Below are 25,187 nucleotides of genomic sequence, written 5' to 3' on the forward strand. Positions count from 1 at the left end.
GAAAGACGGTGCTAGAAGACGATGGTGTGGTTGCCGTGCCGGATGACGCGGTCCTCGGCATGCCAGGCGACCGCGCGCGACAGCACGGCGCGCTCGACGTCGGCGCCGCGGCGCTGAAGCTCGGCGACGGTCTCGGAGTGGGTGACGCGCACGACGTCCTGCTCGATGATCGGGCCCTCGTCCAGGTCCTCGGTCACGTAGTGGGCGGTCGCGCCGATCAGCTTCACGCCGCGCTCCTTGGCCTTGCGGTACGGGCCGGCGCCGATGAAGGCGGGCAGGAACGAGTGGTGGATGTTGATGACCGGCACGCCGACCTTCTCGAGGAAGCCGCCCGAGATCACCTGCATGTAGCGCGCGAGCACCACGAAGTCGACGTTGCCCGCCAGGAGCTTCAGGATCTCGGCCTCCGACCGGCTCTTGTCCGGGCCCTCCTGCGACGGCACGTGGAAGAACGGCACGCCGAAGGAGCGCACGTCCTCGGCCGTGTTCGTGTGGTTCGAGATGACCATCGGGATGGTCACGGGCAGCTCGCCGCGGCGATGCCGCCACAGCAGGTCGAGCAGGCAGTGGTCGCTCTTGGACGCGAGGATGGCCATCCGCTTCGGGATGGACTGGTCGCGCAGCGACCACGTCATGCCGAACGGCTCGAGGGTCTGCGCGAGATCCGCCTCGATCTCGGCCTGCGCGACCGCCAGATCCGGCCGGTGGAACACCACGCGCTGGAAGAAGTCGCCGCCCTCCGGATCGGAGGAGTACTGGTCGAGCGAGAGGATGTTGCCCTTGTTGCGCGTGATCAGCGCCGCGACCGCCGACACGATCCCGGGCTGATCCGGGCCGTGCACGATGAGCACCGCATGGTCGAGCAGGGCCGGGTCGTGCAGCGTCATGCCGAGACCCTGTGCCGGTAGTCGCGGGCCCACTCGGCCGTGGCGCGCAGCCCGCCGAACGCGTACATGTGCAGCTTCACGTCGCCGCTCGCGGGATCCGCGGCGAGCAGGTCGGCCAGCTCGGTGACGAATCTGTCGGGGCCCGCGGTGCCCATCAGGTTGGTGAGCGAGAAGCCGTACTTCTTGACGATCATGGCGTTCGCGCCGATCCCGAAGCGCCGCGCGAAGTTCAGCAGCCGCTTGATGCCGGCCGGCCCCGGCGTGCCGATCCGGATGGTGGCGTCGATGCCGCGCTCCCGCACGTCCCGGATCCAGGTCGTCACGGGGTCGGTGTCGAACGCGAACTGCGTCAGGATCACGGCGCCGAGGCCCTGCTCCGCGAGCGACGCGGCCTTGTTCTCGAGGTGCTCCCAGAGAACATCCGTCGGGATGTCGGGGTGTCCCTCGGGGTAGCCCGCGATCGAGACCTCGCGCACGCCGTACTTCTGCAGCACGCCCGCGCGGATGACGTCGAAGGAGCTGTCGTACGGTCCCTCGGGCGTGGCCGGGTCGCCGCCCACGGCGAACACGTGCTCGGTCGCGCCGACCTGCTGCAGGCGGTCGAGGAACTCCTCCAGCTGCGCCTGCGACGCCAGCCGTCGCGCCGAGATGTGCGGCACGGGGACGAACCCCGCCTCCTTCACGGCCTGCGCCGCGGCGACGCGCATCTCGAGGTCCTCGTTGCCCAGGAACGTGACGTTCACGCGCGTCCCCTGCGGGATCGCATCCTGCGCCTCGTGCAGCCCCGGCACGTCCTTGCCCGTCATCTCGAGCGAGTAGTCGTCGGCGAGCTTCGCCTGCGGCGAGGTGGTGTCTGCCACGGGATCGGTCCTTCCGCTCCGGTGCGCGCCATCGCGCATCCGTGACGGACTTTACCTATGGCGATAGGGAATGTCCATAGGTCGTCTCGCCGCCTGAGTGCGACGGCGCGTCAGCGCTCGAAGACGCGGCGGTCGCGACCGACCAGGATGCCCAGGATCGCCTGGGTCGCCAGGATCGCGGCGAGGAACAGCATCGGAGCGGTCCAGCCGCCCGTCGCCGTGTGGAGCAGGCCGAAGGCGATGGGCGGGAGAGCGGCGAAGGCGTAGCCGACCGACTGCGCCATGCCCGACAGGGCCGACGCGGTGTGGTGGTCCCGCGAGCGCGAGGCCATGAGCGTGAACGACATCGCGAGGGACGCGCCGCTCGTGAGGCCGGCGAGCACGCTCCACGCGAGGATGCCGTCCGGCGCCAGCAGGAACCCCGCGACGCCGACGATCGCCAGGGCGGGAAGCAGCGCCGGCGCCCACCGCTCGAGGCGTCCGCGCAGGGCGAGCGGCAGCGCGAGCGAGCTGACCACGCCGGCGAGCTGGTAGACCATGACGTCCACGCCGGACTGGGCCTCGCCACGGCCGATCGACAGCGCGAACGGCGCGAGCCACGTCAGCAGCACGTAGAAGTGCGAGGCCTGGACCCCGAAGTACATCCCGACCTGCCACGCGACGCGATCGCGCCAGACCGTCTCTCGACGGGCGTCGTGCGGGCGCGCCGCGGCGGCGCCGTGCCCGGCGCGGCGGTGGTGGGCGAGCCAGAGACCGAGCGCGATGGGCAGCGTCGCGCACACCGCGATCAGCGCGACCCGCCAGCCCCACGGCTCGGCGCCGGTGCGGACGTGCGAGATCGGCACGACCACGCCGGACGCGAGCGCGCCGCACCCGGCGAGCAGGGCCGTGTAGAGCCCGGTCACCGCCGGGACGCGCGTGCCGAAGGCGCGCTTCACGATCGCGGGGACGAGCACGTTGACGGCGGCGAGGGCGACGCCGATCACGGCCGAGCCGATCCAGAGGCCCGCGAGCGGGCCGGGCAGAGACCGGATGACGGTGCCCGCCGCGAGCAGCGTCAGCGCGAGCGTCATGACGCGGTTGATGCCGAACCGCTGCGAGGCGGAGTGGGCCAGCGGCGAGCACAGCGCCCACGCGATCAGCGGCACCGAGGTGAGGCCGCTCAGCGGCGCGATCGGCACGCCGGTGTCGGCGGTCATCTGCTCGAGCAGCGGGCCGATGCCCGTGATCGTGGAGCGCATGTTCACCGCGACCAGGCAGAGCGTGAGCAGCAGGAACCCGGTCCGGACCCCTCGAACCCGCGCGTCGACGCTCACGAGGCGTGACTCTATCGCGGTGCCCATCGGCTTCGGCTCGCTCCGCTCGCTCAGCGACCGAGAGCAACCCCCCGGTCGTTGAGCGGAGGCGAGGAACGAGCCGGAGTCGAAGCGCGGCCGGATCATCCCGGCCGGCCGGGGAGGATCAGCCCGTTTCGACTCCGCTTCGCTCCGCTCAACGACCGGCAGCAACCATGGTCACCGACCGTCGTGCGAGGGAAGCGACCGCTCCTAGAAGACGATCGTGTGGTTGCCGGAGCGGATGACGCGGTCCTGGGAGTGCCAGAGCACGGCGCGGGAGAGGACCGCGCGCTCGACGTCGGCGCCGCGGCGGCGGAGCTCGGTCGTGGAGTCGGCGTGGGTGACGCGAGCCACGTCCTGCTCGATGATCGGGCCCTCGTCCAGGTCCTCGGTCACGTAGTGGGCCGTGGCGCCGATGAGCTTGACGCCGCGGTCCTTGGCCTTCTGGTAGGGGTTCGCGCCGATGAAGGCGGGCAGGAACGAGTGGTGGATGTTGATGACCGGCACGCCGACCTTCTCGAGGAAGTCGCTCGAGAGGATCTGCATGTAGCGCGCCAGCACCACGAAGTCGACCTTGCCCGCCAGGTGCTGGAGGATCGCCGCCTCCGAGGCGCTCTTGTCGGGTCCCTTCTGCGAGGGCACGTGCACGAACGGCACACCGAACGAGGCGACGTCCTCGGCCGCGTTCGTGTGGTTCGAGATGACCATCGGGATCTCGACGGGCAGCGCGCCGCGGCGGTGGCGCCACAGCAGGTCGAGCAGGCAGTGGTCCTCGGTCGACGCGAGGATCGCCATCCGCTTCGGCACGGACATGTCGCGCACGGTCCACGTCATGCCGAAGGGCTCGAGGGTCTCGGCGAGGTCGGCCTCGATGGCCGGAAGCGCGCTCGTGAGCCCCTCGCGGTGGAACACGACGCGCTGGAAGAAGTCGCCGCCGACGGGGTCGCTCGAGTGCTGGTCGAGCGAGACGATGTTGCCCTCGTGGCGGGCGACGAGCGCCGCCATCGCGGCGACGATCCCCTTCTGGTCGGGACCCGAGACGATGAGGCAGGCGTGGTCGGTGAGGCCGTCGATCCGCATCCGACGATGGTATCGCCGCGGGGCGTCCGATCCGTGCCGTGGATACCCCGCCCCCGTTCCTGGGAATCTCCCGAAGGCTGGGACCTTCTTGCGTGACTTCCGCGGAAAGTCAAGACCCTGTGGTCCGCTCGCGACGGTTGGCTACGTTTGGGCCATGTCAACCGCAACCATTCGCGAGATCGCCCCGACCACCGTGGACGCCGACGGAATGCTGTCGCGGACCATGCGCATCCTGGGCTGCTTCACGGCCGATGAGCCGGAGTTGTCCGCGTCCCGGCTGGGCGTGCTGACGGGGCTGTCCTCGTCCACGCTGCACCGGATCCTGGCCCAGATGCTCGAGCTCGGGCTGCTCGCCCGCACGCCCGGTCGCCGCTACGCGATCGGCGCGCGCCTGTGGGAGCTCGGGGAGCTCTCGCCCCTGGCCCTGCGGCTGCGCGAGACCGCGCTGCCGTTCATGTCGCGCCTGTACGAGGTGACCGGCGAGAACGTGCACCTCGCGGTGCTGGACGGCCCGTCGCCGGAGCGCGCGACGGCGCTGTACGTCGGGCGCCTCACCGGCCGCACTTCGATCCCGACGCTGAGCCGGATGGGCGGCCGCCAGCCGCTGCACACCACCGGCGTCGGCAAGGCGCTGCTGGCCACGCAGAGCCGGGAGTGGCTCGACCGCTTCCTGTCGCGCCCGCTGGATCGCGAGACCACCCACTCGATCACGGACCCCGAGGCGGTCCGCGCCGAGATCGACCGCGCGCGGATGCGCGGCTACGCCACGACGCGCGAGGAGATGACGCTGGGCAACGTCTCGGTCGCGGCCCCCGTGGGCACGGTGGCGGGGCTGCCGCCCACCGCGATCGGCGTCGTGACGCGCATCGAGGGCGCCGACGTGCGCCGCCTGGGCGCGCTCGTCGTGCAGACGGCGTCGGAGCTCGGACGCGCGCTCCGCGCGGCGTGAGGGGCTTTAATTCTCACTGAGTGAGAGAACCGGGCGCCGTGCTCCGCGCCCGGTGTCAGCCTGGTGACTCCCGCACGTCGAAGGAGACGCCATGACCGACACCGCCCCGCAGGCGGCCGCTCCGGAGTCGCTTCTCAGGTCGCACGACTTCCCGCCCCAGTCGCAGATCACCGCCGAGATCGAGCAGCTGCACGCCGAGTACGCGCAGCGCGTCGCGGGCGGCGAGGACCTGCCGCGCACCGTCCGCGACTTCGCCCCGTACCGCTCGAGCATCCTGCGCCACCCCACGAAGAACCCGCGCCTGGTCGACCCGGAGACGATCGAGCTGCACTCGCCGGCGTTCGGCCAGCGCGACGTCGCGGCGATCGAGTCGGACCTGACCCTGCAGCACAGCGGCGAGCCGCTGGGCGAGCGGATGACCGTCACCGGACGGCTGCTCGACGGCTGGGGCCGCCCCATCCGCAACCAGCTGATCGAGATCTGGCAGGCCAACGCCGCGGGCCGGTACATCCACCAGCGCGATCAGCACCCGGCGCCGCTGGACCCGAACTTCACGGGCGCGGGCCGCACGATCACGAACGACGCGGGCGAGTACACCTTCACGACGATCAAGCCGGGCGCCTACCCGTGGAAGAACCACGTCAACGCGTGGCGCCCCGCCCACATCCACTTCTCGGTGTTCGGCTCGGGCTTCACGCAGCGCATCATCACACAGATGTACTTCCCGGGCGACCCGCTGTTCCCGCTCGATCCGATCTACAACTCGATCCGCGACCAGAAGGACCGCGACCGCCTGATCGCCACGTACGACCACGACCTCACGGTGCCCGAGTTCTCGATGGGCTACCGCTGGGACATCGTGGTGGACGGCCCGGATGCGACCTGGTTCGAGCCCGAGGAGGGGGAGCACTGATGCGCGGCGACAAGACGCTGGAGCCGACCGCGGGCCAGACGATCGGCCCGTTCTTCAAGTTCGGGCTCGAGTACGAGCGGATGAACGAGGTCGCGTTCCCGCACAGCCCGGGCGCGATCGTCCTGTCCGGAGCCGTGTACGACGGCGCGGGCGCGCCGATCCCGGATGCCGTGGTCGAGATCTTCGGCGCGGATGCCGACGGCACGGTCCCGAACGCGCGCGGCACGCTGCACCGCGACGGGTACTCGTTCACGGGCTTCGGGCGCGCCATGACGACCGACGACGGGCGCTTCCACTTCTGGACGCGCGACCCCGGCCCCGTCGACGGCAAGGCGCCGTTCTTCGCCGCGATCGTCTACGCGCGCGGGCTGCCGGACAAGCTGCACACCCGCATCTACCTGCCGGAGCACGAGGAGCTGCGGGCCGCGGATCCGTTCCTGTCGGGGCTGACCGAGACCGAGCGCGCGTCGCTCATCGCGGAGCGCACACCCGAGGGATACCTTCGCCACGACATCCACCTGCAGGGCGACAAGGAGACCGCCTTCATTGCCTTCGGATAGGAGTGCATTGCCTTCTGACGCGTCGGGGTTCGATCTCGGGCTGCTGTCGCCGGTGACCGCCGGCCATGAGGGGCCGGTGTCGGACGATGCGGTGCTGGCCGCGCTGGTGGAAGCCGAGGCGGCGCTGGTCGAGGCGTACGGCGCGGTCGGCGGGCTGGACGACGTGCCCGATCGCGGCGCCGTGCTGACCGAGGTGCGGGCTCTGGGCGCCGCCCCGATGGACGTCCGGGAGCTCGCGCTCGCCGGGGTGGCGGGAGGCAACCCCGTCATCCCGCTCGTGAAGCGGCTCAGGGCCGTCGCCGGGCCGGCCGTGCGCCCGTGGGTGCATCGCGGCGCGACGAGTCAGGACATCCTGGACACCGCGCTGATGATCGTCGCGAAGGATGCCGTCGGCACCGTGCTGGGGCGGCTGGACGTCGCGATCGACGCGCTCGGTCGCTTCGCCCGGGAGCACCGCGACGAGGTCGCCGCCGCGCGCACGCTCACGCAGCACGCCGTTCCGACCACGGTCGGACTGCGCGCGGCCACCTGGCAGCGCGGCGTGCGTCGCGCCCGGGCGCGCCTCGCCGACGCGCGCGACGCGCTGCCCGCGCAGCTCGGCGGGGCGGGCGGCACGCTGGCGTCGTTCGTCCAGATCCTCGGCGCGGAGCGCGCCGCGCGGCTCCCGGCCGCCTACGCCGACGCCACCGGGCTCGCCGCGCCGGACGCCCCGTGGCACACGACCCGCTGGCCCGTCACGGAGCTCGGCGACGCGCTCGTCCAGACGCTGGACGCCCTGGGCGTGCTCTCGGCGGACGTCGCGACCCTGTCGCGCACCGAGATCGGCGAGCTCGCCGAGGGCACGGGCGGCGGATCCTCCGCCATGCCGCAGAAGCAGAACCCCGCACGCTCCGTCCTGATCCGGTCGGCCGGGATGCGTGCGCCGCACCTGGGAGCGACGCTGCACACCGCGGCGGCGCTCGCCGTGGACGAGCGCCCCGACGGCGCCTGGCACGCCGAGTGGCCCGCGCTGCGCGAGCTGCTGCGCCTCGCGGTCGGCGCGTCCGCGCACGCCGCCGACCTGGCCGAGGGCCTGCGCGCGGACGCGACCGCGGTCGCGCGCAACCTCGCCGCCACGCGCGGCCTGATCGTCTCCGAGCGGCTGTCGATCGTGCTCGGACCGATCCTCGGCGCCGAGAAGGTGGCCGAGATCGTGCGCGCCGCCGGGCTCGGCGGCGACCTCGGACTGCTCGTCCACGGCGCCCTCGAGGCCGCGGACGCCACCGTGCCCGAGGGGCTCGACGACCTGCTGGACCCCGCGGGCTACACGGGCCTCGCGGGCCGCCTCGTCGACGGCGGGCCGGGTCACGCGGCGGCGCACGACGCGCCTCACGCCGCCCCGCCCCTGGACCCGGCCGCCGAGGTGCCGGGACCGTACGATCCGTTCGACGACGGGTCGCGCCTGCCCGAGCCGCGCGACACGAAGCGCGGATTCGATCCGTTCGATGAGCTGTTCGGCGACGCCTCGCGCGCCGGAGAGGACGACCGATGACCCAGCCCGCTCTGACCTTCACCGCGCCCGCCGGGCCCGACGGCGCGCCCCTGCTCGTGCTGGGGCCCTCGCTCGGCACGTCGGGCATCCTGTGGGAGGACGTGATCCCCCACCTGACCGCCCGCTTCCGCGTCACCTGCTGGGACCTGCCCGGCCACGGCGCGTCGAGGCCGGCGACCGAGCCGTTCACGGTCGGCGAGCTGGCCGACGCAGTGGCCGACGGCATCCGGGAGTTCGGCGCCCCCGCGCTCTACGCCGGGGTCTCGCTCGGCGGCGCGACCGGTCTCGAGCTGCTGGTGCGCCATCCGGACGTCGTGAGCGCCGCCGCCATCGTGTGCGCCTCGCCGAAGTTCGGGGAGCCCGAGATGTGGGCCGAGCGCGCGGCGCAGGTGCGCGCGCAGGGCACCGCATCGCTCGTGGTCGGCGCGGCGCAGCGCTGGTTCGCGCCCGGCTCGATCGAGCGCCGCCCGGTGCTCACGGGACGCCTGCTCCACAGCTTGCGCGACGCGGACGACGGCAGCTACGCGCTGTGCTGCGACGCGATCGCGCAGTACGACGTGTCCTCGCGGCTGGGGGAGATCGCGACTCCGGTCCTCGCCGTCTACGGCGAGCACGACGGCGTCTCGCCGGAGGAGCACGCGCGCACGATCGCCGACGGCGTCCAGGACGGGCGGATGATCCGGATCGACGACGCGTCGCACCTGGCGCCGGCCGAGCGCCCCGACGAGGTCGCGCTCGTGCTGAACGACTTCTTCGGGGGGAACGCATGAGCCGGCCGATGGGCGAGGGCCTCAGCGACGGGGAGCGCTACGACCAGGGCATGACCGTGCGGCGCGAGGTGCTGTCGGACGCGCACGTCGACCGCGCCACGGCGAACCAGACCGAGCTCAGCGCGGACTTCCAGGACTTCATCACCCGGGTCGCATGGGGCGACGTGTGGTCGCGCCCCGGCCTCGACCGTCGCTCCCGCTCGGTCGCCGTGCTGTCGTCCCTGATCGCGCACGGTCACCACGAGGAGCTCGCGATGCACCTGCGCGCGGCCATCCGCAACGGCCTCACGGTCGACGAGATCCGCGAGGTCATCCTGCAGTCCGCCGTCTACTCGGGCGTCCCGGCGGCCAACACGGCCTTCCGCATCGCGAACGAGGTGTTCGGCCCCGAGGCCTGACGGTACGACGCGGCGGCCGGAGGGAGCACCCCGGCCGCCGCGCGTGTCCGATCAGTACCCGACGGGGATGACGCCCGTGTCGGTCTGGTAGCCGGTGACCGGGGCGTGAGGACCGCGAGCGTCGAGTCGACGCCGTAGGGCTCGTTGCCGTGGATGCGACCCTGCAGTCCGGTTCCTCGGCGGGTCAAGATTTCGATATGCCGCAGAATGCGCGGACGAGCGTCGATTCTGCTGACGATCGGACGGAACCTGCGTCAGGCGCCGAGCGGGATCGCCGCGTCGCCGGGCGCGACGTCGGCGGCGCGGTGGGAGACCAGCAGCACGATGCGGTCCTCGGTCGCGCGGCGGACGTCCGCCATCACGGCGGCGGCGGTCGGGGCGTCGAGGTGGGCCGTCGGCTCGTCCAGCAGGATGACGTCCGCGCGCGTCAGCAGGGTGCGCGCGATCGCGAGGCGCTGACGCTCGCCGCCCGAGAGCGCCGCGCCGCAGGGGCCGACCCGGGTGTCGAGCCCCTCGGGGAGCCGGCGCAGCAGCGCGCCCAGTCCCGAGCGCTCCAGCACGGCGCGCATCTCGCCGTCCGTGGGAGCGTCGTCCCGGCCGCGCGCGAGGAGGAGGTTGGCGCGCAGCGTCGAGTCGAACACGTACGCGTCCTGCGGGCACCACGCCACCCGCTCGCGCCAGGCCGCCAGGTCGAGCTCCGTGAGCGGCACGCCGTCGATCCGCACGGCGCCCGCCGCAGCGGGCAGCGCGCCCATCACGACCGACAGCAGGGTGGACTTGCCGGAGCCGCTCGGGCCGCCGACCGCGAGCCACTGGCCCGTGCGCACCGCGCCGTCGATTGGCGCGAAGACCGGCGCGGCGGCGCCCGGGTAGCGGGCGGCGACGCCGTCCAGCCGGAGCTCCCACACCGGCGAGGCCGGAGTCGCGGTGCCGGTCGAGACCGGCGCGGGCTCTGCGAGCACGGGCGCGAGGCGGTGGCGCACTTCGGTGAGGGCGGGCAGCCGGTGGGCGGCCGCGACGAGGTCGGTCAGCGGCTCGGCCGCCGCGAGCGACAGCAGCGCGATCACGCACGCGAGCTCGGCCGGAGCCCCCGGCGCCCAGACCGGGACGAGGAACGCGAGCGCCGAGCACGCCAGCACCACCGCCGCGGTGCCAGCGCCGGATGCCCAGGCCACGCGGCGCTCGGCGTCCGCCAGGCGCGCGTCGGCCTCGGCCAGCACGCTCAGCGCCGCGTCGGCGGCCGCGTTCGCGCGCAGGTCGTCCGCGGCCGCGGCGAGCGAGGCCGTCCCGCGCACGAGCGCGGACCGTTCCCGGATGCGTGCCCGCTGTGCCGCGCGCGACGTGGTGATCGCCAGCAGGGAGCCGATCGCGACCGCGGAGACGACGACGAGCAGCACCCGTCCCGCCACCTCGGGGAGCACGAGCGCGGCCGTGACGCCGATGCCGGCCACCGTGAGCACGCCCGAAGCCAGCGGAGGGATGACGCGGGGCAGCAGGTCGCGCAGCTCGCCCGAGAGCGTCACGAGGTAGTCGACGGGGGAGCCGCCCTCCAGCAGGCGGCGGGATCCCGCGCCCCGTGCCGCGATCGCCCGCCAGAGCCGCAGGCGCAGCGCATCGACCACGCGGAACGCCGCCTCATGCGTCGCGAGCCGCTCCGCGTAGCGCGCGACCGACCGGCCGATGCCGAAGAAGCGCACCCCGACGATCGCCACGAGGAGGTACATGATGTGCTCCTCGACGCTCGCCCGCACGATCAGCCATCCCGATACGGCGCTCAGCGCCAGGCCGAGCGCGACCGCGGCGAATGCGAGCGCGATCCCGGCGACCCAGGGGCGGGCGGGGGAGGCGGGGGCAGGCGCCGTGGGCGCCACCGCCGTGGGGCGCTTCGGCTCGTTTCGTCTCCGCTCGCTGGCGCTCGCTCCGCTCGACGACCGGGGCGCGGGGCCGGACGAACCCCCGGCGCCGCCGACCTCGATGCGCGTCCCGGCGAGCGCGAGGGTCTCGGGCTCGTGGGCAGCGAGCACGACCGTGGCGCGCTCGGCGCGCGCGAGGATCGCAGCGCGGACGCGATCGGCCGACGTGCGGTCCAGGTGCGCGGTCGGCTCGTCGAGCACGAGCAGCGGCGCGCCCTGGTCGACGCGCGCCAGCGCCCGCGCGACCGCGAGGCGGCGCAGCTCGCCCGGGCTGAGTTCGGCGACCTGCGCGTCCGCGACGTGCTTCAGGCCCAGCTCCGCGAGCGCGGCGGCGGGATCCGCCGCACCGTGAAGCGCGAGCTCCTCGCGCGGGGTCGCGGCGAACGCCCGGGGCGCCTGCGCGGCGTAGGCCACGCCATCCGGGGCGACGCCGCGGATCGTCCCCGACACGTCGGCGTCGGCGGGCAGGACGCCCGCGAGCGCCGCGAGCAGCGTCGACTTGCCCGCGCCGCTCGGGCCCGTGACCGCCACGATCCCCGCGACGTCCGCGTCGAGGCCGTCGACCGTGGGCGTCTCCCGGCCCGCGTATCGCACGGTGAGGTCGCGGAGGGAGAGTCGTCCCGCGGGGGAGGCACCGCGGACGTCCGCGCGCCGCGGACGGGCGAGGATCCCGCGCACGCGCTGCAGCGCCGACAGGCCGTCCTGCGACGCGTGGAACGCGGTGCCCACGTCGCGCAGCACCGCGTAGCACTCGGGCGCGAGGATCAGCACGAGCAGGGCGGCCTCGAGCCCGACGGAGCCCTGCATGAGCCGCAGCCCGAGGAACACGGCGACCACGGCGACCGAGATGGTCGCGATCAGTTCGAGCGCGAGCGACGAGAGGAACGCCCACCGCAGGGTCTCCTGGGTGCGGGCACGGTACGCGCGCTGGATGCCGTCGAGCGCCCGGGACTGCTCGTCGACCCGGTTCAGGCCGACCAGCACCGGCAGGCCGCGCGCGAGCTCGGTGAGGTGGTCGGCCAGCCGCGCGAGCGCGCCGAGCGCCTCGTCGGTGCGGGCCTGCGTGTGCCGCCCGATCAGCACCATGAAGAACGGGACGAGGGGCACGGTCACGACCACGACGAGCGCGCTGACCCAGTCCGCGCCCAGGATGCGCAGCCCCACCACGGCCGGCACGACGACCGCCGCGATCATCGCCGGCAGGCTGCGCACGTAATAGTCGTCCAGGTCCTCCAGCCCGTCGGTGGCCAGCACGGCTACCGAGCCGTCGCGCCCCGCGTCGCCGTCGGCGATCCGGCGCCACAGTCGCGAGCGGAGCGTGCTCTTCACCGTGATCGCGAGCCGCCGGGCGACCGCGTCGACCGCCCATCCGGAGCCGGCGCGCAGGACGGCTCCGAGCGCGCCCAGCAGGACGATGGACCGCCCGTCGAGCGTCCCGGCCTGCAGCCCCGCGACGCCCGCGGCAACGGCACCGGCGACCAGCACGAGCCCGAGCGCACGCAGCGCCGCGAGCAGGCCGAGGGCGAGGATCGCGCCCGGCCCGACCGGGCCGAGCTCGGGGCGCTGCGCGGGCGCCTTCGGGCGCGCGGCCTCGAGGAGCCAGGGGTCGAGGTCGCGGGGAGGCTCGGTCGGTTTCGACTCCCTCGCTTCGCTCGGTCGCTCAACCACCACAGTGGTGCTGGTTGAGCGAGCGAAGCGAGTCGAAACCCCTGAAGCGGTCACCGGCGTCAGTCCTTCGCCCGGAGGATGGCGGGCACGAAGCCGTGGGCGTCGGGGATGGCGCCCGGAGTGATGCGTCTGCGGAAGATCCAGTAGGACCACGCCTGGTACGCGATCACGAGCGGCAGTCCGAAGGCCGCGACGACCGTCATGACCGTGAGCGTGTAGGTGCCGCTCGCGGCGTTCCACACCGTGAGGCTGTGCGCGGGGTCGAGCGTGGAGGGCAGGACGTTCGGGAACATGGCCGCGAAGATCGCGCCCGCGCCGCCGACCAGGAAGGTCGCGAAGCCGACGAACGCGAGGCGCTCGCGCCGCCCCCGGGCGCTGATCCAGCCGATCGCCGCGCCCGCGACGGCCAGCGCGACGAGCGACCACGACAGCGCCGTCCCGCCCTGCGCGAACTGCACCCACAGGGCCCACACGGCGGCGGGGGCCAGGCACAGCGGGGCCCATGTCGCGGCGAATCGGCCGGCGCGCTCGCGCACCGGCCCGTCGCTCTTCAGCGCCAGGAACGTCGCGCCGTGCACGAGCGCGAACCCGACGACCGCGAGCCCGCCGATGACCGCCGGGGGCGTCAGCCACACGAACGGGTGCCCGACCCGGTCGCCGTTGGCGTCGATCGGCAGGCCCGTCGACGTGATCGCGAGCGCGGCGCCGATGCAGAACGCGACCACGAGCGATCCGACGCCCAGGGCCCACGTCCAGAACGCCGCCCAGCGCGGATCCGCCATCTTGCCGCGGTACTCGATGCTCACGGCACGCGCGATGAGCGCCAGCAGCGTGATCGTGAGCGGCACGTAGAGCGCCGAGAACAGCGAGGCGTACCACATCGGGAACGCCGCGAAGAGGGCGGCGCCGGCCGTGATCAGCCACACCTCGTTGCCGTCCCAGACCGGGCCGATCGTGTTGAGCATCACGCGGCGGTCGTTCTCCTTCGCGGCGCGGTCGCCCCGGGCGCTGAGGAGCATGTGCATGCCGACCCCGAGGTCGAAGCCCTCGAGCAGCAGGAAGCCGATCCAGAGCACGGCGATCGCGACGAACCAGACGATGGGGAGGGTCTCCATGGCGCTGTCCTTCGGTCTCAGTAGGCGAACGCGAGCACGTCGTCGCGCTTGTCCGGGTCGTCGTCGCCGGGGGCGTCCGCGTCGTGCCGGTGCGCCAGCTCGGGCATCGCGCTCACGGTGCCGCCGCGCACGTACTTCACGAGCAGGAACACCTCGATCACGAGCAGCACGGCGTAGATCGCGGTGAGCGAGATGACCGAGAACAGCAGCTCGCCGACCGTGGCCCCCGGCGAGACCGCGGCGGCCGTGAACATGAACACGCCGTCGATGCCGCTCGGGTCGGGGTTCGGCGCCACGACGAACGGCTGCCGTCCCATCTCGGTGAAGATCCAGCCCGCGATGTTCGCGGCGAACGGGGCCGTGATGCCGAGCACGGCGAGGCGCATGATCCAGATCGACCGCGGCACGGTGCCCTTGCGCGTGAGCCAGAGCGCCACGACCGCCGCTCCGGCCGGGATCGCGCCCAGGCCGATCATGAGGCGGAAGCCCCAGTAGGTGATCCACATCACGGGCACGTACGTGATCTCGGCGCCCGCGCGCTCGCCGTAGAGGGCGTCGTCGGGCAGCGTGGCGCCGTACGCGTCGACATACTGCGGCTCGAGGTCGTGGATGCCGGGCATCTCGGCGCCGAAGTCGCCCTTGGCGAGCCAGCCGAGCACGCCCGGCACCTCGACCAGCGTGACCACCGAGTCGCAGTCGGTCGCCCCGGGGTCGCCGATCGACAACACCGAGAACGACGACCCCGTGTGGCAGGCGGCCTCCGCGGCGGCCATCTTCATGGGCTGCTGCTCGTACATGAGCTTGCCCTGGATGTCGCCGGTCCCCGCGACGGCGAGGAAGCCCACGACCGCGGCGACCGCGCCGATGCGCAGCGAGCGGAGCCACACGCCGTGGTCCTTCTCGTCGCGGCCGGCGACATCCGGGTGGGAGCCGACGACCACGCGCCCGGAGGCGTCCACCGTGTCGATGCCGTCGGCGCGCCGGCGCCACAGGTGGTGCCAGCTGATGCCGAGCAGGAACATGCCCGCGACCATGACGGCGCCCGCGATCGCGTGCGAGAACGCGGCGATCGCCGTGTTGTTGGTGAGCACCGCCCAGATGTCCGTCATGACGGGCCGCCCGTCCGGTCCGAGCTCGACGCCCACCGGGTGCTGCATCCAGGAGTTGGCGACGATGATGAAGTACGCCGAGACCCAGCTCGCCATGGCCGCCAGCCACAGCGCCGCCAGGTGCACGCCCTTGCGCAGGCGGCCCCAGCCGAAGATCCAGACGCCGAGGAAGGTCGACTCGACGAAGAAGGCGAGCAGGCCCTCGAGCGCGAGCGGGGCGCCGAACACGTCGCCGACGAAGCGGGAGTACTCGCTCCAGGCCATGCCGAACTGGAACTCCTGCACCAGGCCGGTCGCGACGCCGACGATGAAGTTGATCAGGTAGAGCTTTCCCCAGAACTTCGTCATGCGCAGCCAGCGCTCGTCGCCCGTGCGCACCCACGCGGTCTGCAGGATCGCGACCGCCGGGCCCAGGCCGAGCGTGAGCGGCACCATGAGGAAGTGGTAGACGGTCGTGATGCCGAACTGCCAGCGGGCGATGTCGAGGGGGTCCACGTGAGGGATTCTACGAGTCGTAGAAGTAGTTCTACAGGGGATCGAATTATTTCTCCTCGACGTCGAAGTAGTTCTACGCGCCTGCGAACTCGCGTACCCTGGAGGCAGAGGGATGCGCGCGGAGGAGGTGCAGGATGGGCAGTCTGGGTGAACTGGAGCGCTCCGTGATGGACGTGCTGTGGGATGCCGACGAGGTCGCGCTCACCGCATACGACGTGCAGGAGCACCTGGAGCGCGAGCAGGGCCGCCAGCTCGCGGCGACGACCCTGCTGACCGTGCTGTCGCGCCTCGAGAAGAAGGGCTTCGTCGCGTCCGACCGCTCGGCCCGGCCGCACCGCTATCGGGCGACCGCGAGCCGCGTCGACCACGTCGCGGAGCTCATGCACGAGGTGCTCGGCGACGCGGGCGACCGCAGCGCCGTGCTCGCCCGGTTCGTGGGCGGCGTGTCCGCCGAGGACGCCGAGGTGCTGCGCCGTCTCCTCGCCGGCGCCGCCTGACGCCATGCGCCCCGCTCGGGTCCGATGACGCTGGCCGAGCTCGCCGCGGCCGCGGCGCTGATCCTCGTCGCCGTGCTGCTCGCGTGGCCGGTGCCGATCCTGCTGTCGCGCGCCGCCTGGCCGGCGCGCGCGCCCGGATGGGCCCTGCTGCTGTGGCAGCTGATCGCCGTCGCGGGCGGCTTCTCGATGATCGGCGCGCTGTGGCTCGTCGGCCTCGCCCTGCTGCCGCAGTGGCCTCTGCTCGCCGCACTTCCCGCGGCCGCGCTCGCCGCGTACCTCCTGGTGCACCTCGGCATCACGATCGTGCAGTTCGAGCGGCAGCGCCGCCGCCACCTGGCGCTCCTGCAGCTGCTGTCCGCGCCCCATCCGACCCATGCCCGCACGCGCGTGCTCGACGACGCCGCCCCGGTCGCCTACTGCCTGCCGCGCGGCATCGGGTCGGTGACCGTCCTGTCGCAGGGGCTGCTCGACGGCCTCGATCAGGATGAGCTCGCGGCCGTGATCGCGCACGAGCGCGCGCACGTGGAGCAGCGTCACGAGGTGCTGCTGGTCGCCTTCAAGGCCTGGCGCGACGCGCTGCCGTGGTTCCCCATCGCGGCGCGCGCCGAGAGCGAGGTCGCCGCGCTCGTCGAGATGCGCGCCGACGACAGCGCGCGCCGCACGACGCGCGACGAGGTGCTCGCGCGCGCCATCCTGCGCGTCGCCGGCCCCGCGGGCCCGGCCGAGCACGCCTCGTCGCGCCGCGACCGCCACCGTGACCGCTTCCTGCGGCTGTCTTTCTAGGAGCGTCTCGCACGCTCGCGCCGACGCTCCGCGCCGGACACTCGCGAGCGAGGAACGTCGCTTCGCGCCGTTCGGCAGCGCTTCGCGCTGCGGTGTTCGCTTCGCTCAACGCTCGCTTCGCTCGCACGACGGTAGAGCTGGGCGTTGCTCTCGGTCGCTTCGCTCGCACGACGGTAGAGCTGGCGGCTTCCTCTCGGTCGTTGAGCGGAGGCGACGGAGGAGCCGGAGTCGAAACGGGTCGAAGCCTGCCGGGCGACCCGTCGGGATAGGGTGGCGACACGATGGGCATCTCGCGACGCACCCTGCTCGTCGGCGCCGGAGCCGGCGCCGTCGCCGTGCTGCTCGCCTCGTGCACGGGCGACCCGCAGCCGCGGCCGACCACGGCGGGACCGACCCCCACGTCGACGCCCGCCTCGCCGACCGCGAGCCCTGTTCCGGGTGCGCCCCGGCCCGCGGCGTTCCGGCGCAGCGCGTGGGCGACCGATCCCTTCTCGCGCGGCGCCGCGAGCTTCACCCCGCCGGGCGCCGCCCCCGCACAGCGCGAGGCGCTCGCGCAGCCGATCGGCGGACGGGTGTTCCTGGCGGGCGAGGCGACCGACCCCGACCGGCCCGGGACGCTGGCCGGCGCCCTGCGGTCCGGTCAGCGCGCGGCGCGCGAGGTCGTCGACGCGGCGGCCGGTCCGGACGAGCGGATCGCCGTCGTCGGGGCGGGCCTCGCCGGCGCGACCGCCGCGCGGCGCCTCGCCGAAGCCGGATTCGACGTGACCGTGATCGAGGCCAGGGACCGGATCGGCGGGCGCGTGCACGCCGTCGCGGACGATGAGTGGCCGGTCGCCCCCCAGCTCGGCGCCTGGCTGCTCACCGAAGAGGACGCCGAGATCGAGGCCCGGCTCGATGCGTTCGGGATCGAGCGCGAGCGGCTCGAGGGCGCCATCGCGCTCTCGAGCGAGGGCGAGGTCGACGTCCCCGGCGCCGAGCGGATCGCCGCGGCCATCGAGTGGGCCGCCGCGCGGCCCGCAGACGTCCCGCTCGCAGAGGCGCTCGCCGAGTCGGGCGCCGACCCGGAGGATCCGGCGCTCGCGGCCGCTGTGGCCGAGCTCGTCGCGCTCGCCGGCGCCGACCCCGATCGGCTGTCGAGCTGGTATCCGCCGCTCCTGCCCGGCACCGCCCTCACGGCCGCGCTCGGCGACCTGTCGGACCTGACCGCCCGGCCGCTCGAGGAGTTCCGGGTCAACCTCTCCACGGCCGTGGTCGGCGTCGCGTACGACGACACGGGCGTGTCCCTGCGCCTCGGCACGGGGGAGGCGCTGTCGGTCGACCGCGTCGTCCTGACCGTGCCGCTCGGGGTGCTGCAGGACGAGGGCGTCGAGTTCGAGCCTCCGCTTCCGTTCGCGCACCGCGGCGCGATCGCCGAGCTCGGGATGGGCCACCTCGAGACCGTCTGGCTGCGCTACGACGAGCCGTTCTGGCGCACGGATGCGGTGCTGTGGCACGTGGTCGGCGGCGACGCGCCCATCCGGACCTGGATCAACCTCGAGCCCCTCACGGGCGAGCCGGTGCTGGTCGGCCGGATCGGCGGCGAGGCCGCGCGCGCGTTCGCCGAGCTCGATGACGCCGCCGCCGTGGAGCGCGCGCTCGCGTCGCTCACGCCGTTCGTCGCCGCGGGCGACGCCGACTGACGCGGCGCCCCGTCCGCGCCGTCAGCGCCGGGGCGCGGTGATCCGCCTCCGGCTCAGCCAGATCAGCCCGGCCGACACCAGCGCGAACACCGCGAGCGCCGCGCAGCTGGTCAGCAGGAACTCCGCCGGCCCGCTCACCTGCCGCAGATCCAGGAAGTAGTACGGGTACCAGCCGATCAGCGAGCCGCGCCACATCGTGAAGGCGCCCCAGACCACCGGGTAGGCCAGCACGATCGACACGACGCGCCACGGCGCCGGTCGCCGCCCGGCCGCGAAGGCCCAGTCGACCAGCGCGAGCGCGGGCACCCAGAAGTGCAGCAGCTGATCCGACCACGGCACGTCGATCCGGATCGCGCGCTCGCCCGCCTGCCACACGAGGAAGCCGAACACGATGCCCGCCGTGGTCGTCCAGCTCAGCGCCACGGTGCGGGCGGAGGTCAGCCAGGGCGGGTCGGTCATCCGATGCAGCGCGTCGAACCCCGAGATCGCCCACACGCACGCGAACAGGATGTTCGACTGCATCGTCAGATACGCCAGGAAGTTCGACCCGGCGATGGTGTTCGAGCTGAGACCCCACAGCAGCCGGTGCACGAGCGCCACGACGCAGACGCCGACCACGGCCAGCCGCATCCATCCGGTGACGGCCGGATGCCACCAGTCGAGCGCAGCCAGGCGCTGCCACCTGCGTGCGGAGCGCGATGTCACCGTTGGGGCGCTCTCCCATCCGACGCGACCGTCGCGCGCCATCCGCCCGAGTCTACGAGCGGCCGTGCGGCGTCAGAGCGACGCGGCGGTCGCTCGCGCGTCGGTGAGACGCAGGTTCAGCACGTTGCCGGTCCGGGGATCGCGTGAAGCCGAAGGGACGGCTCAGGACGCCTGGTCCTGCGCCTCCAGCACGCGGAGGGCGAGGTGGGTCTCCAGGCGCCGGGGCGAGACGTCCCAGCCGGGGCCGAGCAGCGCGCCGATCCGCTCGAGGCGCTGGCGGACGGTGTTGCGGTGCAGGTGCAGCACGTCCGCGACCCGCGCGACGCTGCCGTCGCTCTCGAGGTACACCGACGCGGTGCGGACGAGGTCGGTGTCGCGCATGCGGTCGTACGCGCGCAGCGGGTCGATCGCGGCCGTGAGACTCACCGGCAGCTCGCCGCGGCGCGCCAGGTCGAGCAGCGCGCCGAGGAGCCCGAGCTCCGCGCCGTCGAGCACGCCCTCGCGTCCGAGCGCGACGAGCGAACCGAGCGCGAGCTGCGCGCGGCGATGCGCGTCGCCGAGCTTGCGCAGATCCTCGACCGGCCCACCGATCCCGACACGCAGGGTCCACCCGCGCGACGCGAACAGCGCGCGCAGGGGCTCCTCCCAGCGGGCCTCGGGCGTGACCATGCACACGTGGTCGTGGTGCGTCGCCATCATGACCGAGCGCAGTCCGAGCGCGCGCACGGCCTGCATGCGCCGGCGCCGATCGGCCTCGGGCGCGTCGATCACGAGCGTGCGCAGCGGCTCGCCGGGCTGCAGGCCCCAGCGCTGCAGCAGGCGCTCGAGCCGCTCGCGCGACACGTCCGGGCGCTCGAGCAGGTCGTCGATCGCCTCGGACTGCAACCGCAGATCCGCGTCCTCCTCGGCGCGGGCGAACAGCAGCGCGAGCGCCGCGTGCACCGCCACCCGCTCGAGCAGGGCGGTCTCGGGCGCGTCGAGCCCGCGGCCGGCCACGATGCGGCCGAGCGGCTCGCCCGCGGCGGCGACCGGGACGACCGCGATCGGCACGGATCCGGCGTGCGGATCCGCGGGATCCTCCGTGGTCGCGGCGATCGGCGCCCCGTCCGGATCCTGCAGCCACAGCTCGCACGCCAGCACGCCGCTCCCGATCTCTAGCACGCGGCGCACGTCGGGCATCCCCATCACCGCGTCCATGAGGCGCTCGTCCAGCTCGAGCACGCGCGTGATGACGGACAGCTCCTCCGCGCTGCGCCGCTGCTGCGTCACGAGGTCCTCGACGAGCCGGCTCATCGCCTCGAAGCGCATGGAGTTGTCGAGCGCGACCGCCGCGTGCCGGCCCAGCGAGTCGACGACCGTGATCTCGTCCGGGCTGAAGACCCGTGGGCTGCGCTCGGCGACGACCAGGGCGCCGAGCACCCTGCCGCCCACGGTCAGTGGGACGCCCATGATCGCCCGCACGCCCTCCGCGCGCACGATCTCGTCGATCTCCGGCACATGCGTCAGCGTCGGATCCGAGAGGTAGTCGGAGGTCTGGTAGGGCGCGAGCCCCCGGCCCACCTGCCCCAGCACGCCGGTCCCGAGCGGCTGGCGCAGCGTGCGGTACGCCAGGGTCGCGACGCCAGCCGACTGGCGGATCTCGGTCTCGCCGCGGTCCAGGTCCGTGAAGCTGAGGTAGGCCATGTCGGTGCCCAGCAGGGCGCGCGTGCGGCGCACGATCGCCTGCAGCACGGCCTCCACGTCGCGCAGCGCCGTGATGTCGGTCGCGGTGTCGAGCAGCACCCGAAGCAGCTCCTCGCGTGGACGGCCGGCGACCGGCGGACGGGGCATGCGTGTGTGCTCCATAGACATATTCACTCACACTCGATGTGCGATCGCACGTGAGTGTCCGCCGAGCGGGCGGACTAGTCTCGTCACGCCGCGCCCGTGCCGCGGCACCCGACGAAGACGTCTCACATCGAGTCCAATGTCGGGCACAGAGAGGACAAGCCATGCGGATCACCGGAGCAGTGCTCGAGGAGATCGGGCGCCCGCGCCCCTTCGCCGAGTCGACGCCGATCAACGTCAGCGAGCTCGAGCTGACCGACCCGGGCCCCACCGAGGTGCTCGTGAAGATCGAGGCCGCGGGCCTGTGCCACTCCGACCTCTCGGTCGTCGACGGCAACCGCGTCCGCCCCACGCCCATGCTGCTCGGACACGAGGCCGCGGGCGTCGTCGTGTCCACGGGCGACGAGGTCTCCGACCTCGAGCCCGGCCAGCGCGTCGTCATGGCGTTCCTGCCGCGCTGCGAGGACTGCGCCGGCTGCGCCACGGGCGGCCGCCTCCCCTGCATCAACGGCACGAAGTCGAACAACGCCGGCACGCTGCTGCGCGGCACGCGCCACCTGTCGCGCGACGGCGAGGAGGTCTTCCACCACCTCGGCGTCTCCGGCTTCGCGACCCACGCGGTCGTCGACCGCGCCTCGCTCGTGCCGGTGGACTCGGACGTCCCGCCCGAGATCGCGGCCGTGCTCGGCTGCGCGGTCCTCACCGGCGGCGGCGCGCTCCTCAACGCCGTGCAGCCGGAGGAGGGCGACACGATCATGATCGTCGGCCTCGGCGGCGTCGGCATGTCGGCGCTCATCGCCGCCATCGCGGAGGGCAAGGGCGACGTCATCGCGGTCGACAACCTCGCCGACAAGCTCGAGCTCGCCCGCCAGCTGGGTGCCGCGGCGGCGTACACGCCGGCCGAGGTGGCCGAGCAGGGCATCAAGGCCGACCACGTCATGGAGTGCGCCGGCCACCCGCGCGCCTTCGAGACCGCGTTCGAGGCCACCAGGCCCGGCGGACGCACCGTCACGGTCGGCCTGCCCGATCCGTCCGCCCGCGCATCGATCTCGCCGCTGACCATCACTGGCGAGGCGCGCACGATCATCGGCAGCTACCTCGGATCGGCCGTGCCGGCCCGCGACATCCCGCGCTTCGCCGAGTGGTGGCGCGCCGGCCGCCTGCCGGTCGAGAAGCTGATCACCCGCAAGATCACGCTCGACGATATCAACCAGGCCATGGACGAGCTGGCCGAGGGCCGCGCCGTGCGCCAGGTGATCGTCTTCGACGGCGAGTGATCCGCCCCTGAACCCCACCCGCCCCGCGCATCGCACGGGGCGGGACCCTGATCCGGACGGCGCCGCAGCCGCCCCCGAACCGAGGACAACGAATGTCTCGCTCCTACGCCAAGCCCTGGAAGGCGGGTCCCTTCGACATCCGCCTGCCGTTCCTGCACTACCGCCTGGAGTGGCAGGACTACACGCAGGGCCTCGTCATGTGCGCCGTCGACCTGTCGGCGATCCCGCTCATGACCGAGCTCCTGGGCATGCCCTTCGAGGCGGCCCTGGCGATCGTCGTGCTGAACGGCCTGCTCTACCTCCTGCACCATCTGCTCGGCGACCCGGTGATCCCGGGCTGGATCACCCCGGCGATCCCGCTGCTGATGCTCTACGTGCAGGAGTTCCCGGAGGACCAGAGGGTGCACGCTCTCATCGCGTTCCAGCTGCTGCTGGGAGTGTTCTCGATCGTGCTCGGCGCGACCGGGCTCGCCGCCAAGGTGGTCAGGATCATCCCCAACGCGCTGCGCGCCGGCATCGTCGTGGGCGCCGGCTTCGCGGCGATCCAGGGCGTCTTCGCCGCGGGCGGGCGCTTCGACGCCTTCCCGTGGACGATCACGATCTGCGTGGGCCTGGCGTTCTTCCTGCTCTACTCGAAGGTCTTCCAGCGGGCCACGCACCGCAACCGCTTCCTCGGCTTCATCGGGAACCTGGGCATCCTGCCCTGCATCCTGCTCGCCGTGGTCGTCGCGCCGCTGTTCGGCGAGGCGCCCTGGCCGACGATCGAGTGGGGCCTCTCGACGCCCGACTTCGTGACGATGTTCTCGCAGTACACCGTGTTCGGCGTGGGCCTGCCGCCCGCCATGATGTTCGTCACGGCGATCCCGACCGTGCTCGCGGCGTACATCGTCGTCTTCGGCGACGTGCTGCAGTCGAAGGCCGTGCTGCACGAGGCGGCGGTCGTCCGCACCGACGAGAACGTGGTCTACAACCCGAACCGCGCCCACCTCATCTTCGGCGGACGCAACGCCGTGATGAGCGTCTTCGGCCCCGACACCACCATGTGCGGCCCGCTGTGGGCGGCCATGCACGTCGTCACGAGCGAGCGGTACAAGAAGGGCCCGAAGGCGATGCAGTCGATCTTCAGCGGTGCCGGATCCTTCCGCTGGGGCACCAACACGGGCCTGTTCCTGCTGCCGATCGTCTCGCTCGTCGAGCCGATCCTGGGTGTCGCCCTCGCGCTGACGCTGCTCGTGCAGGGCTTCGTGTCGATCAAGGTCGGCATCCTCGAGGCCCGCAGCAAGACCGAGCTCGGCGTCGCCGGCGTGATCGCCGCGATCCTCGCCCTCAAGGGCGCCGCGTGGGGCTTCGCCGCCGGCGTGATCCTGGTGGCCCTGGTCTACACGATCGACTTCTTCAAGGGAGAGGACGACGGCACCTTCGCGCCCGAGGCCCACCAGGCCGAGGACGAGGCCATCGACGAGCTGGAGCACCCTGCTCGCTGAGCCGTCGTCCGACACGACGCAGGACCGCTGCGGCGTCCCGGGGGTGTTCCGGCTGTCCCGCGGGTGGACACGCCGGTCGGGATCCGGAAGTCCTGCGTTGTGTCGGAGGGGATAATCCGGCTCCGTGCTCGGCGGCCTCCCTCTCAGCGCATCGGGTCGATCATCGTCATGCCGGCGCTGCGCGACCGGTCCATGACGGGGAGCAGGGCGGCGGCCTCCTCGAGGCCGACCACGCGTTCGATGAGCTTCTGCGGCTCGAGCGTGCCCGCCTCGATGAGCGCGAGCATGCCGGGGTAGTCGGCCGCCGCCATGCCGTGGCTGCCGAGCAGGTCGAGCTCCCAGCCGATCACGCGGTCCATGGGGAGGCGCGGGTGGCCCTCGCTCGCGGGAAGCAGGCCGATCTGCACGTGGCGGCCCCGACGGCGCAGGCTGCGGATCGCGTCCGCGGCGGTCGACTCGAGGCCGACGGCGTCGACGGCCACGTGGCTGCCGCCGCCCGTGATCTCGTGCACCCGCGCCGGGACGGCGGCGCCGTCCGAGAGGACGCCGTGGTCGGCGCCGAGCCGCTGCGCGAGCTCGAGCGCGGCGGGGTTGCGGTCGACCGCGATCACGCGCGCGCCCAGCGCGTGCGCGATCATGACGGCGCTGAGCCCCACCCCTCCCGCGCCGACGACCGTGACCCACTCGCCGGCCTGCACCTTCGCGCGCGCGGCGAGGCCACGGTACGCGGTGGCGAAGCGGCAGCCGAGGCTCGCGGCGGCCTCGAAGGAGATGCCGTCGGGGATCGCGACGAGATTGGTGTCGGCGGCGTGCAGCGCGACGTGCTCGCCGAAGGATCCCCAGTGCGTGAATCCGGGCTGCCGCTGGTCGGGGCACACCTGCGCATCGCCCTGCAGGCACCACTCGCACACGCCGCAGCCGCACACGAACGGCACGGTCACGCGGTCGCCGACGCGCCACCTCGCGACGCCCTCGCCGACGGCCGAGACGACGCCGGCGAGCTCGTGGCCGGGCACGTGCGGCAGTGCGATCTCGTCGTGGCCCGCCCACGCGTGCCAGTCGCTGCGGCACAGGCCGGTCGCGTGCACGCGCACGACGACGCCTCCGGCGGGGGCGACGGGGACCGGGACCTCGCGCACCTCGGGCGCGGCTCGGATCTCGTCGAAGATCACAGCTCGCATGGAAGGCCCCTCCCGGCGATGCGCTCGGGTCGCGTGCCGCTCATCCGTCCATTGTCCGGCAGGGGACGCCGGGATCTCTCTGAACGGGGCCAGGGGATCGGAGATCCGAACGTTGCCGCGGACGAGGGCCCGGTCGTCTCGGCCGGCCGCGTCGAGCTGCTGGCGTTCC

The 25,187-nt window shown here is 73.2% G+C and carries 21 protein-coding genes; 11 read left to right on the plus strand and 10 right to left on the minus strand.

Going from position 1 to position 25,187, the window contains the following annotated elements:
- Positions 1 to 11 precede the first annotated feature (11 nt).
- The 4 genes from purU (ASD19_RS02860) to purU (ASD19_RS02875) form a co-directional block, all read right to left on the minus strand.
- Positions 12 to 887 carry a formyltetrahydrofolate deformylase gene (purU, locus tag ASD19_RS02860; protein ID WP_055988641.1) on the minus strand — a complete coding sequence of 292 codons (876 nt, stop codon included), beginning with the start codon at positions 885 to 887 and terminating at the stop codon, positions 12 to 14.
- The gene (locus ASD19_RS02865; RefSeq protein WP_235562953.1) at positions 884 to 1,693 is read right to left on the minus strand and encodes a methylenetetrahydrofolate reductase; all 810 of its coding nucleotides are present in this window, start codon (positions 1,691 to 1,693) and stop codon (positions 884 to 886) included. Before ASD19_RS02865 ends, purU (ASD19_RS02860) begins: the two co-directional genes overlap by 4 nt.
- A gap of 164 nt (positions 1,694 to 1,857) precedes the next feature.
- Positions 1,858 to 3,063, minus strand: a complete 1,206-nt coding sequence (locus ASD19_RS02870; RefSeq protein WP_235562951.1) for an MFS transporter — start codon at positions 3,061 to 3,063, stop codon at positions 1,858 to 1,860.
- A gap of 231 nt (positions 3,064 to 3,294) precedes the next feature.
- Positions 3,295 to 4,164, minus strand: coding sequence for a formyltetrahydrofolate deformylase (gene purU / locus ASD19_RS02875; RefSeq protein WP_055988645.1), 870 nt, complete (start codon positions 4,162 to 4,164; stop codon positions 3,295 to 3,297).
- 154 nt (positions 4,165 to 4,318) lie between these two features.
- Here purU (ASD19_RS02875) and ASD19_RS02880 point away from each other — a divergent pair, with 154 nt between their 5' ends.
- The 6 genes from ASD19_RS02880 (at position 4,319) to pcaC (ending at position 9,285) form a co-directional block, all read left to right on the plus strand.
- Positions 4,319 to 5,113: an IclR family transcriptional regulator gene (locus ASD19_RS02880; protein ID WP_055988646.1), complete on the plus strand. Its 795-nt coding sequence runs from the start codon at positions 4,319 to 4,321 to the stop codon at positions 5,111 to 5,113.
- Positions 5,114 to 5,204: 91 nt separating this feature from the next.
- Complete coding sequence (gene pcaH / locus ASD19_RS02885) at positions 5,205 to 6,026, plus strand: protocatechuate 3,4-dioxygenase subunit beta (protein ID WP_055988649.1); 822 nt, start codon at positions 5,205 to 5,207, stop codon at positions 6,024 to 6,026.
- Positions 6,026 to 6,586, plus strand: a complete 561-nt coding sequence (gene pcaG, locus ASD19_RS02890) for a protocatechuate 3,4-dioxygenase subunit alpha (protein WP_055988651.1) — start codon at positions 6,026 to 6,028, stop codon at positions 6,584 to 6,586. The genes pcaH and pcaG overlap by 1 nt, the downstream gene beginning before the upstream one ends.
- A gap of 7 nt (positions 6,587 to 6,593) precedes the next feature.
- The gene (locus ASD19_RS02895) at positions 6,594 to 8,117 is read left to right on the plus strand and encodes a lyase family protein (protein WP_235562952.1); all 1,524 of its coding nucleotides are present in this window, start codon (positions 6,594 to 6,596) and stop codon (positions 8,115 to 8,117) included.
- Positions 8,114 to 8,887 (plus strand): alpha/beta fold hydrolase, encoded by a 774-nt coding sequence (locus ASD19_RS02900; RefSeq protein ID WP_055988654.1) that lies wholly within the window; start codon positions 8,114 to 8,116, stop codon positions 8,885 to 8,887. The genes ASD19_RS02895 and ASD19_RS02900 overlap by 4 nt, the downstream gene beginning before the upstream one ends.
- A complete protein-coding gene (gene pcaC / locus ASD19_RS02905; RefSeq protein ID WP_055988657.1) occupies positions 8,884 to 9,285 on the plus strand; it encodes a 4-carboxymuconolactone decarboxylase in 402 nt (133 codons plus the stop codon). The genes ASD19_RS02900 and pcaC overlap by 4 nt, the downstream gene beginning before the upstream one ends.
- Before the next feature lie 254 nt (positions 9,286 to 9,539).
- Here pcaC and cydC read toward each other — a convergent pair whose 3' ends face one another.
- Genes cydC through ASD19_RS02920 form a run of 3 tightly spaced genes read right to left on the minus strand, consistent with a single transcriptional unit; the run spans position 9,540 to position 15,585 of the window.
- Entirely contained in the window at positions 9,540 to 12,869 is a 3,330-nt protein-coding gene (gene cydC, locus ASD19_RS02910) for a thiol reductant ABC exporter subunit CydC (RefSeq protein ID WP_082542928.1), read from the minus strand.
- 56 nt (positions 12,870 to 12,925) lie between these two features.
- A complete protein-coding gene (gene cydB, locus ASD19_RS02915) occupies positions 12,926 to 13,981 on the minus strand; it encodes a cytochrome d ubiquinol oxidase subunit II (protein ID WP_055988659.1) in 1,056 nt (351 codons plus the stop codon).
- 17 nt (positions 13,982 to 13,998) lie between these two features.
- Positions 13,999 to 15,585: a cytochrome ubiquinol oxidase subunit I gene (locus tag ASD19_RS02920; RefSeq protein WP_055988661.1), complete on the minus strand. Its 1,587-nt coding sequence runs from the start codon at positions 15,583 to 15,585 to the stop codon at positions 13,999 to 14,001.
- 134 nt (positions 15,586 to 15,719) lie between these two features.
- Between ASD19_RS02920 and ASD19_RS02925 the strand changes: the two genes are divergently transcribed.
- The 3 genes from ASD19_RS02925 (at position 15,720) to ASD19_RS02935 (ending at position 18,544) form a co-directional block, all read left to right on the plus strand.
- A complete protein-coding gene (locus ASD19_RS02925; RefSeq protein ID WP_055988662.1) occupies positions 15,720 to 16,082 on the plus strand; it encodes a BlaI/MecI/CopY family transcriptional regulator in 363 nt (120 codons plus the stop codon).
- A gap of 24 nt (positions 16,083 to 16,106) precedes the next feature.
- Complete coding sequence (locus ASD19_RS02930) at positions 16,107 to 16,865, plus strand: M56 family metallopeptidase (RefSeq protein ID WP_055988664.1); 759 nt, start codon at positions 16,107 to 16,109, stop codon at positions 16,863 to 16,865.
- A 281-nt stretch (positions 16,866 to 17,146) separates the two neighbouring features.
- Complete coding sequence (locus tag ASD19_RS02935; protein ID WP_055988666.1) at positions 17,147 to 18,544, plus strand: flavin monoamine oxidase family protein; 1,398 nt, start codon at positions 17,147 to 17,149, stop codon at positions 18,542 to 18,544.
- Positions 18,545 to 18,565: 21 nt separating this feature from the next.
- Here the strand turns inward: ASD19_RS02935 and ASD19_RS02940 are convergent, their stop codons facing one another.
- Together ASD19_RS02940 and ASD19_RS02945 are read right to left on the minus strand one after the other, a co-directional pair.
- Positions 18,566 to 19,291, minus strand: a complete 726-nt coding sequence (locus ASD19_RS02940) for a Pr6Pr family membrane protein (protein WP_082542929.1) — start codon at positions 19,289 to 19,291, stop codon at positions 18,566 to 18,568.
- A gap of 120 nt (positions 19,292 to 19,411) precedes the next feature.
- Positions 19,412 to 21,079: a helix-turn-helix domain-containing protein gene (locus tag ASD19_RS02945; protein WP_162246643.1), complete on the minus strand. Its 1,668-nt coding sequence runs from the start codon at positions 21,077 to 21,079 to the stop codon at positions 19,412 to 19,414.
- Between the two features lie 161 nt (positions 21,080 to 21,240).
- On the opposite strand from ASD19_RS02945, the gene ASD19_RS02950 reads away from it, so the two are divergent.
- Positions 21,241 to 22,353, plus strand: coding sequence for an alcohol dehydrogenase catalytic domain-containing protein (locus ASD19_RS02950; protein ID WP_055988670.1), 1,113 nt, complete (start codon positions 21,241 to 21,243; stop codon positions 22,351 to 22,353).
- A 92-nt stretch (positions 22,354 to 22,445) separates the two neighbouring features.
- Positions 22,446 to 23,837 (plus strand): hypothetical protein, encoded by a 1,392-nt coding sequence (locus ASD19_RS02955; RefSeq protein WP_200941044.1) that lies wholly within the window; start codon positions 22,446 to 22,448, stop codon positions 23,835 to 23,837.
- A gap of 143 nt (positions 23,838 to 23,980) precedes the next feature.
- Here the strand turns inward: ASD19_RS02955 and ASD19_RS02960 are convergent, their stop codons facing one another.
- Entirely contained in the window at positions 23,981 to 25,018 is a 1,038-nt protein-coding gene (locus tag ASD19_RS02960; RefSeq protein ID WP_055988672.1) for a zinc-dependent alcohol dehydrogenase family protein, read from the minus strand.
- Positions 25,019 to 25,187: the final 169 nt, after the last annotated feature.

Source organism: Microbacterium sp. Root53, from assembly GCF_001426925.1.
Lineage (GTDB): Bacteria > Actinomycetota > Actinomycetes > Actinomycetales > Microbacteriaceae > Microbacterium.

Bases quoted from the DNA above. Each gene is read 5' to 3' on its own strand.
- purU (WP_055988641.1), bottom strand. From the start codon at position 887: ATGACGCTGCACGACCCGGCCCTGCTCGACCATGCGGTGCTCATCGTG.
- ASD19_RS02865 (WP_235562953.1), bottom strand. From the start codon at position 1,693: ATGACGGGCAAGGACGTGCCGGGGCTGCACGAGGCGCAGGATGCGATC.
- purU (WP_055988645.1), bottom strand. From the start codon at position 4,164: ATGCGGATCGACGGCCTCACCGACCACGCCTGCCTCATCGTCTCGGGT.
- ASD19_RS02880 (WP_055988646.1), top strand. From the start codon at position 4,319: ATGTCAACCGCAACCATTCGCGAGATCGCCCCGACCACCGTGGACGCC.
- pcaH (WP_055988649.1), top strand. From the start codon at position 5,205: ATGACCGACACCGCCCCGCAGGCGGCCGCTCCGGAGTCGCTTCTCAGG.
- pcaG (WP_055988651.1), top strand. From the start codon at position 6,026: ATGCGCGGCGACAAGACGCTGGAGCCGACCGCGGGCCAGACGATCGGC.
- ASD19_RS02900 (WP_055988654.1), top strand. From the start codon at position 8,114: ATGACCCAGCCCGCTCTGACCTTCACCGCGCCCGCCGGGCCCGACGGC.
- pcaC (WP_055988657.1), top strand. From the start codon at position 8,884: ATGAGCCGGCCGATGGGCGAGGGCCTCAGCGACGGGGAGCGCTACGAC.
- cydB (WP_055988659.1), bottom strand. From the start codon at position 13,981: ATGGAGACCCTCCCCATCGTCTGGTTCGTCGCGATCGCCGTGCTCTGG.
- ASD19_RS02925 (WP_055988662.1), top strand. From the start codon at position 15,720: ATGGGCAGTCTGGGTGAACTGGAGCGCTCCGTGATGGACGTGCTGTGG.
- ASD19_RS02930 (WP_055988664.1), top strand. From the start codon at position 16,107: ATGACGCTGGCCGAGCTCGCCGCGGCCGCGGCGCTGATCCTCGTCGCC.
- ASD19_RS02935 (WP_055988666.1), top strand. From the start codon at position 17,147: ATGGGCATCTCGCGACGCACCCTGCTCGTCGGCGCCGGAGCCGGCGCC.
- ASD19_RS02940 (WP_082542929.1), bottom strand. From the start codon at position 19,291: ATGGCGCGCGACGGTCGCGTCGGATGGGAGAGCGCCCCAACGGTGACA.
- ASD19_RS02945 (WP_162246643.1), bottom strand. From the start codon at position 21,079: ATGCCCCGTCCGCCGGTCGCCGGCCGTCCACGCGAGGAGCTGCTTCGG.
- ASD19_RS02950 (WP_055988670.1), top strand. From the start codon at position 21,241: ATGCGGATCACCGGAGCAGTGCTCGAGGAGATCGGGCGCCCGCGCCCC.
- ASD19_RS02955 (WP_200941044.1), top strand. From the start codon at position 22,446: ATGTCTCGCTCCTACGCCAAGCCCTGGAAGGCGGGTCCCTTCGACATC.
- ASD19_RS02960 (WP_055988672.1), bottom strand. From the start codon at position 25,018: ATGCGAGCTGTGATCTTCGACGAGATCCGAGCCGCGCCCGAGGTGCGC.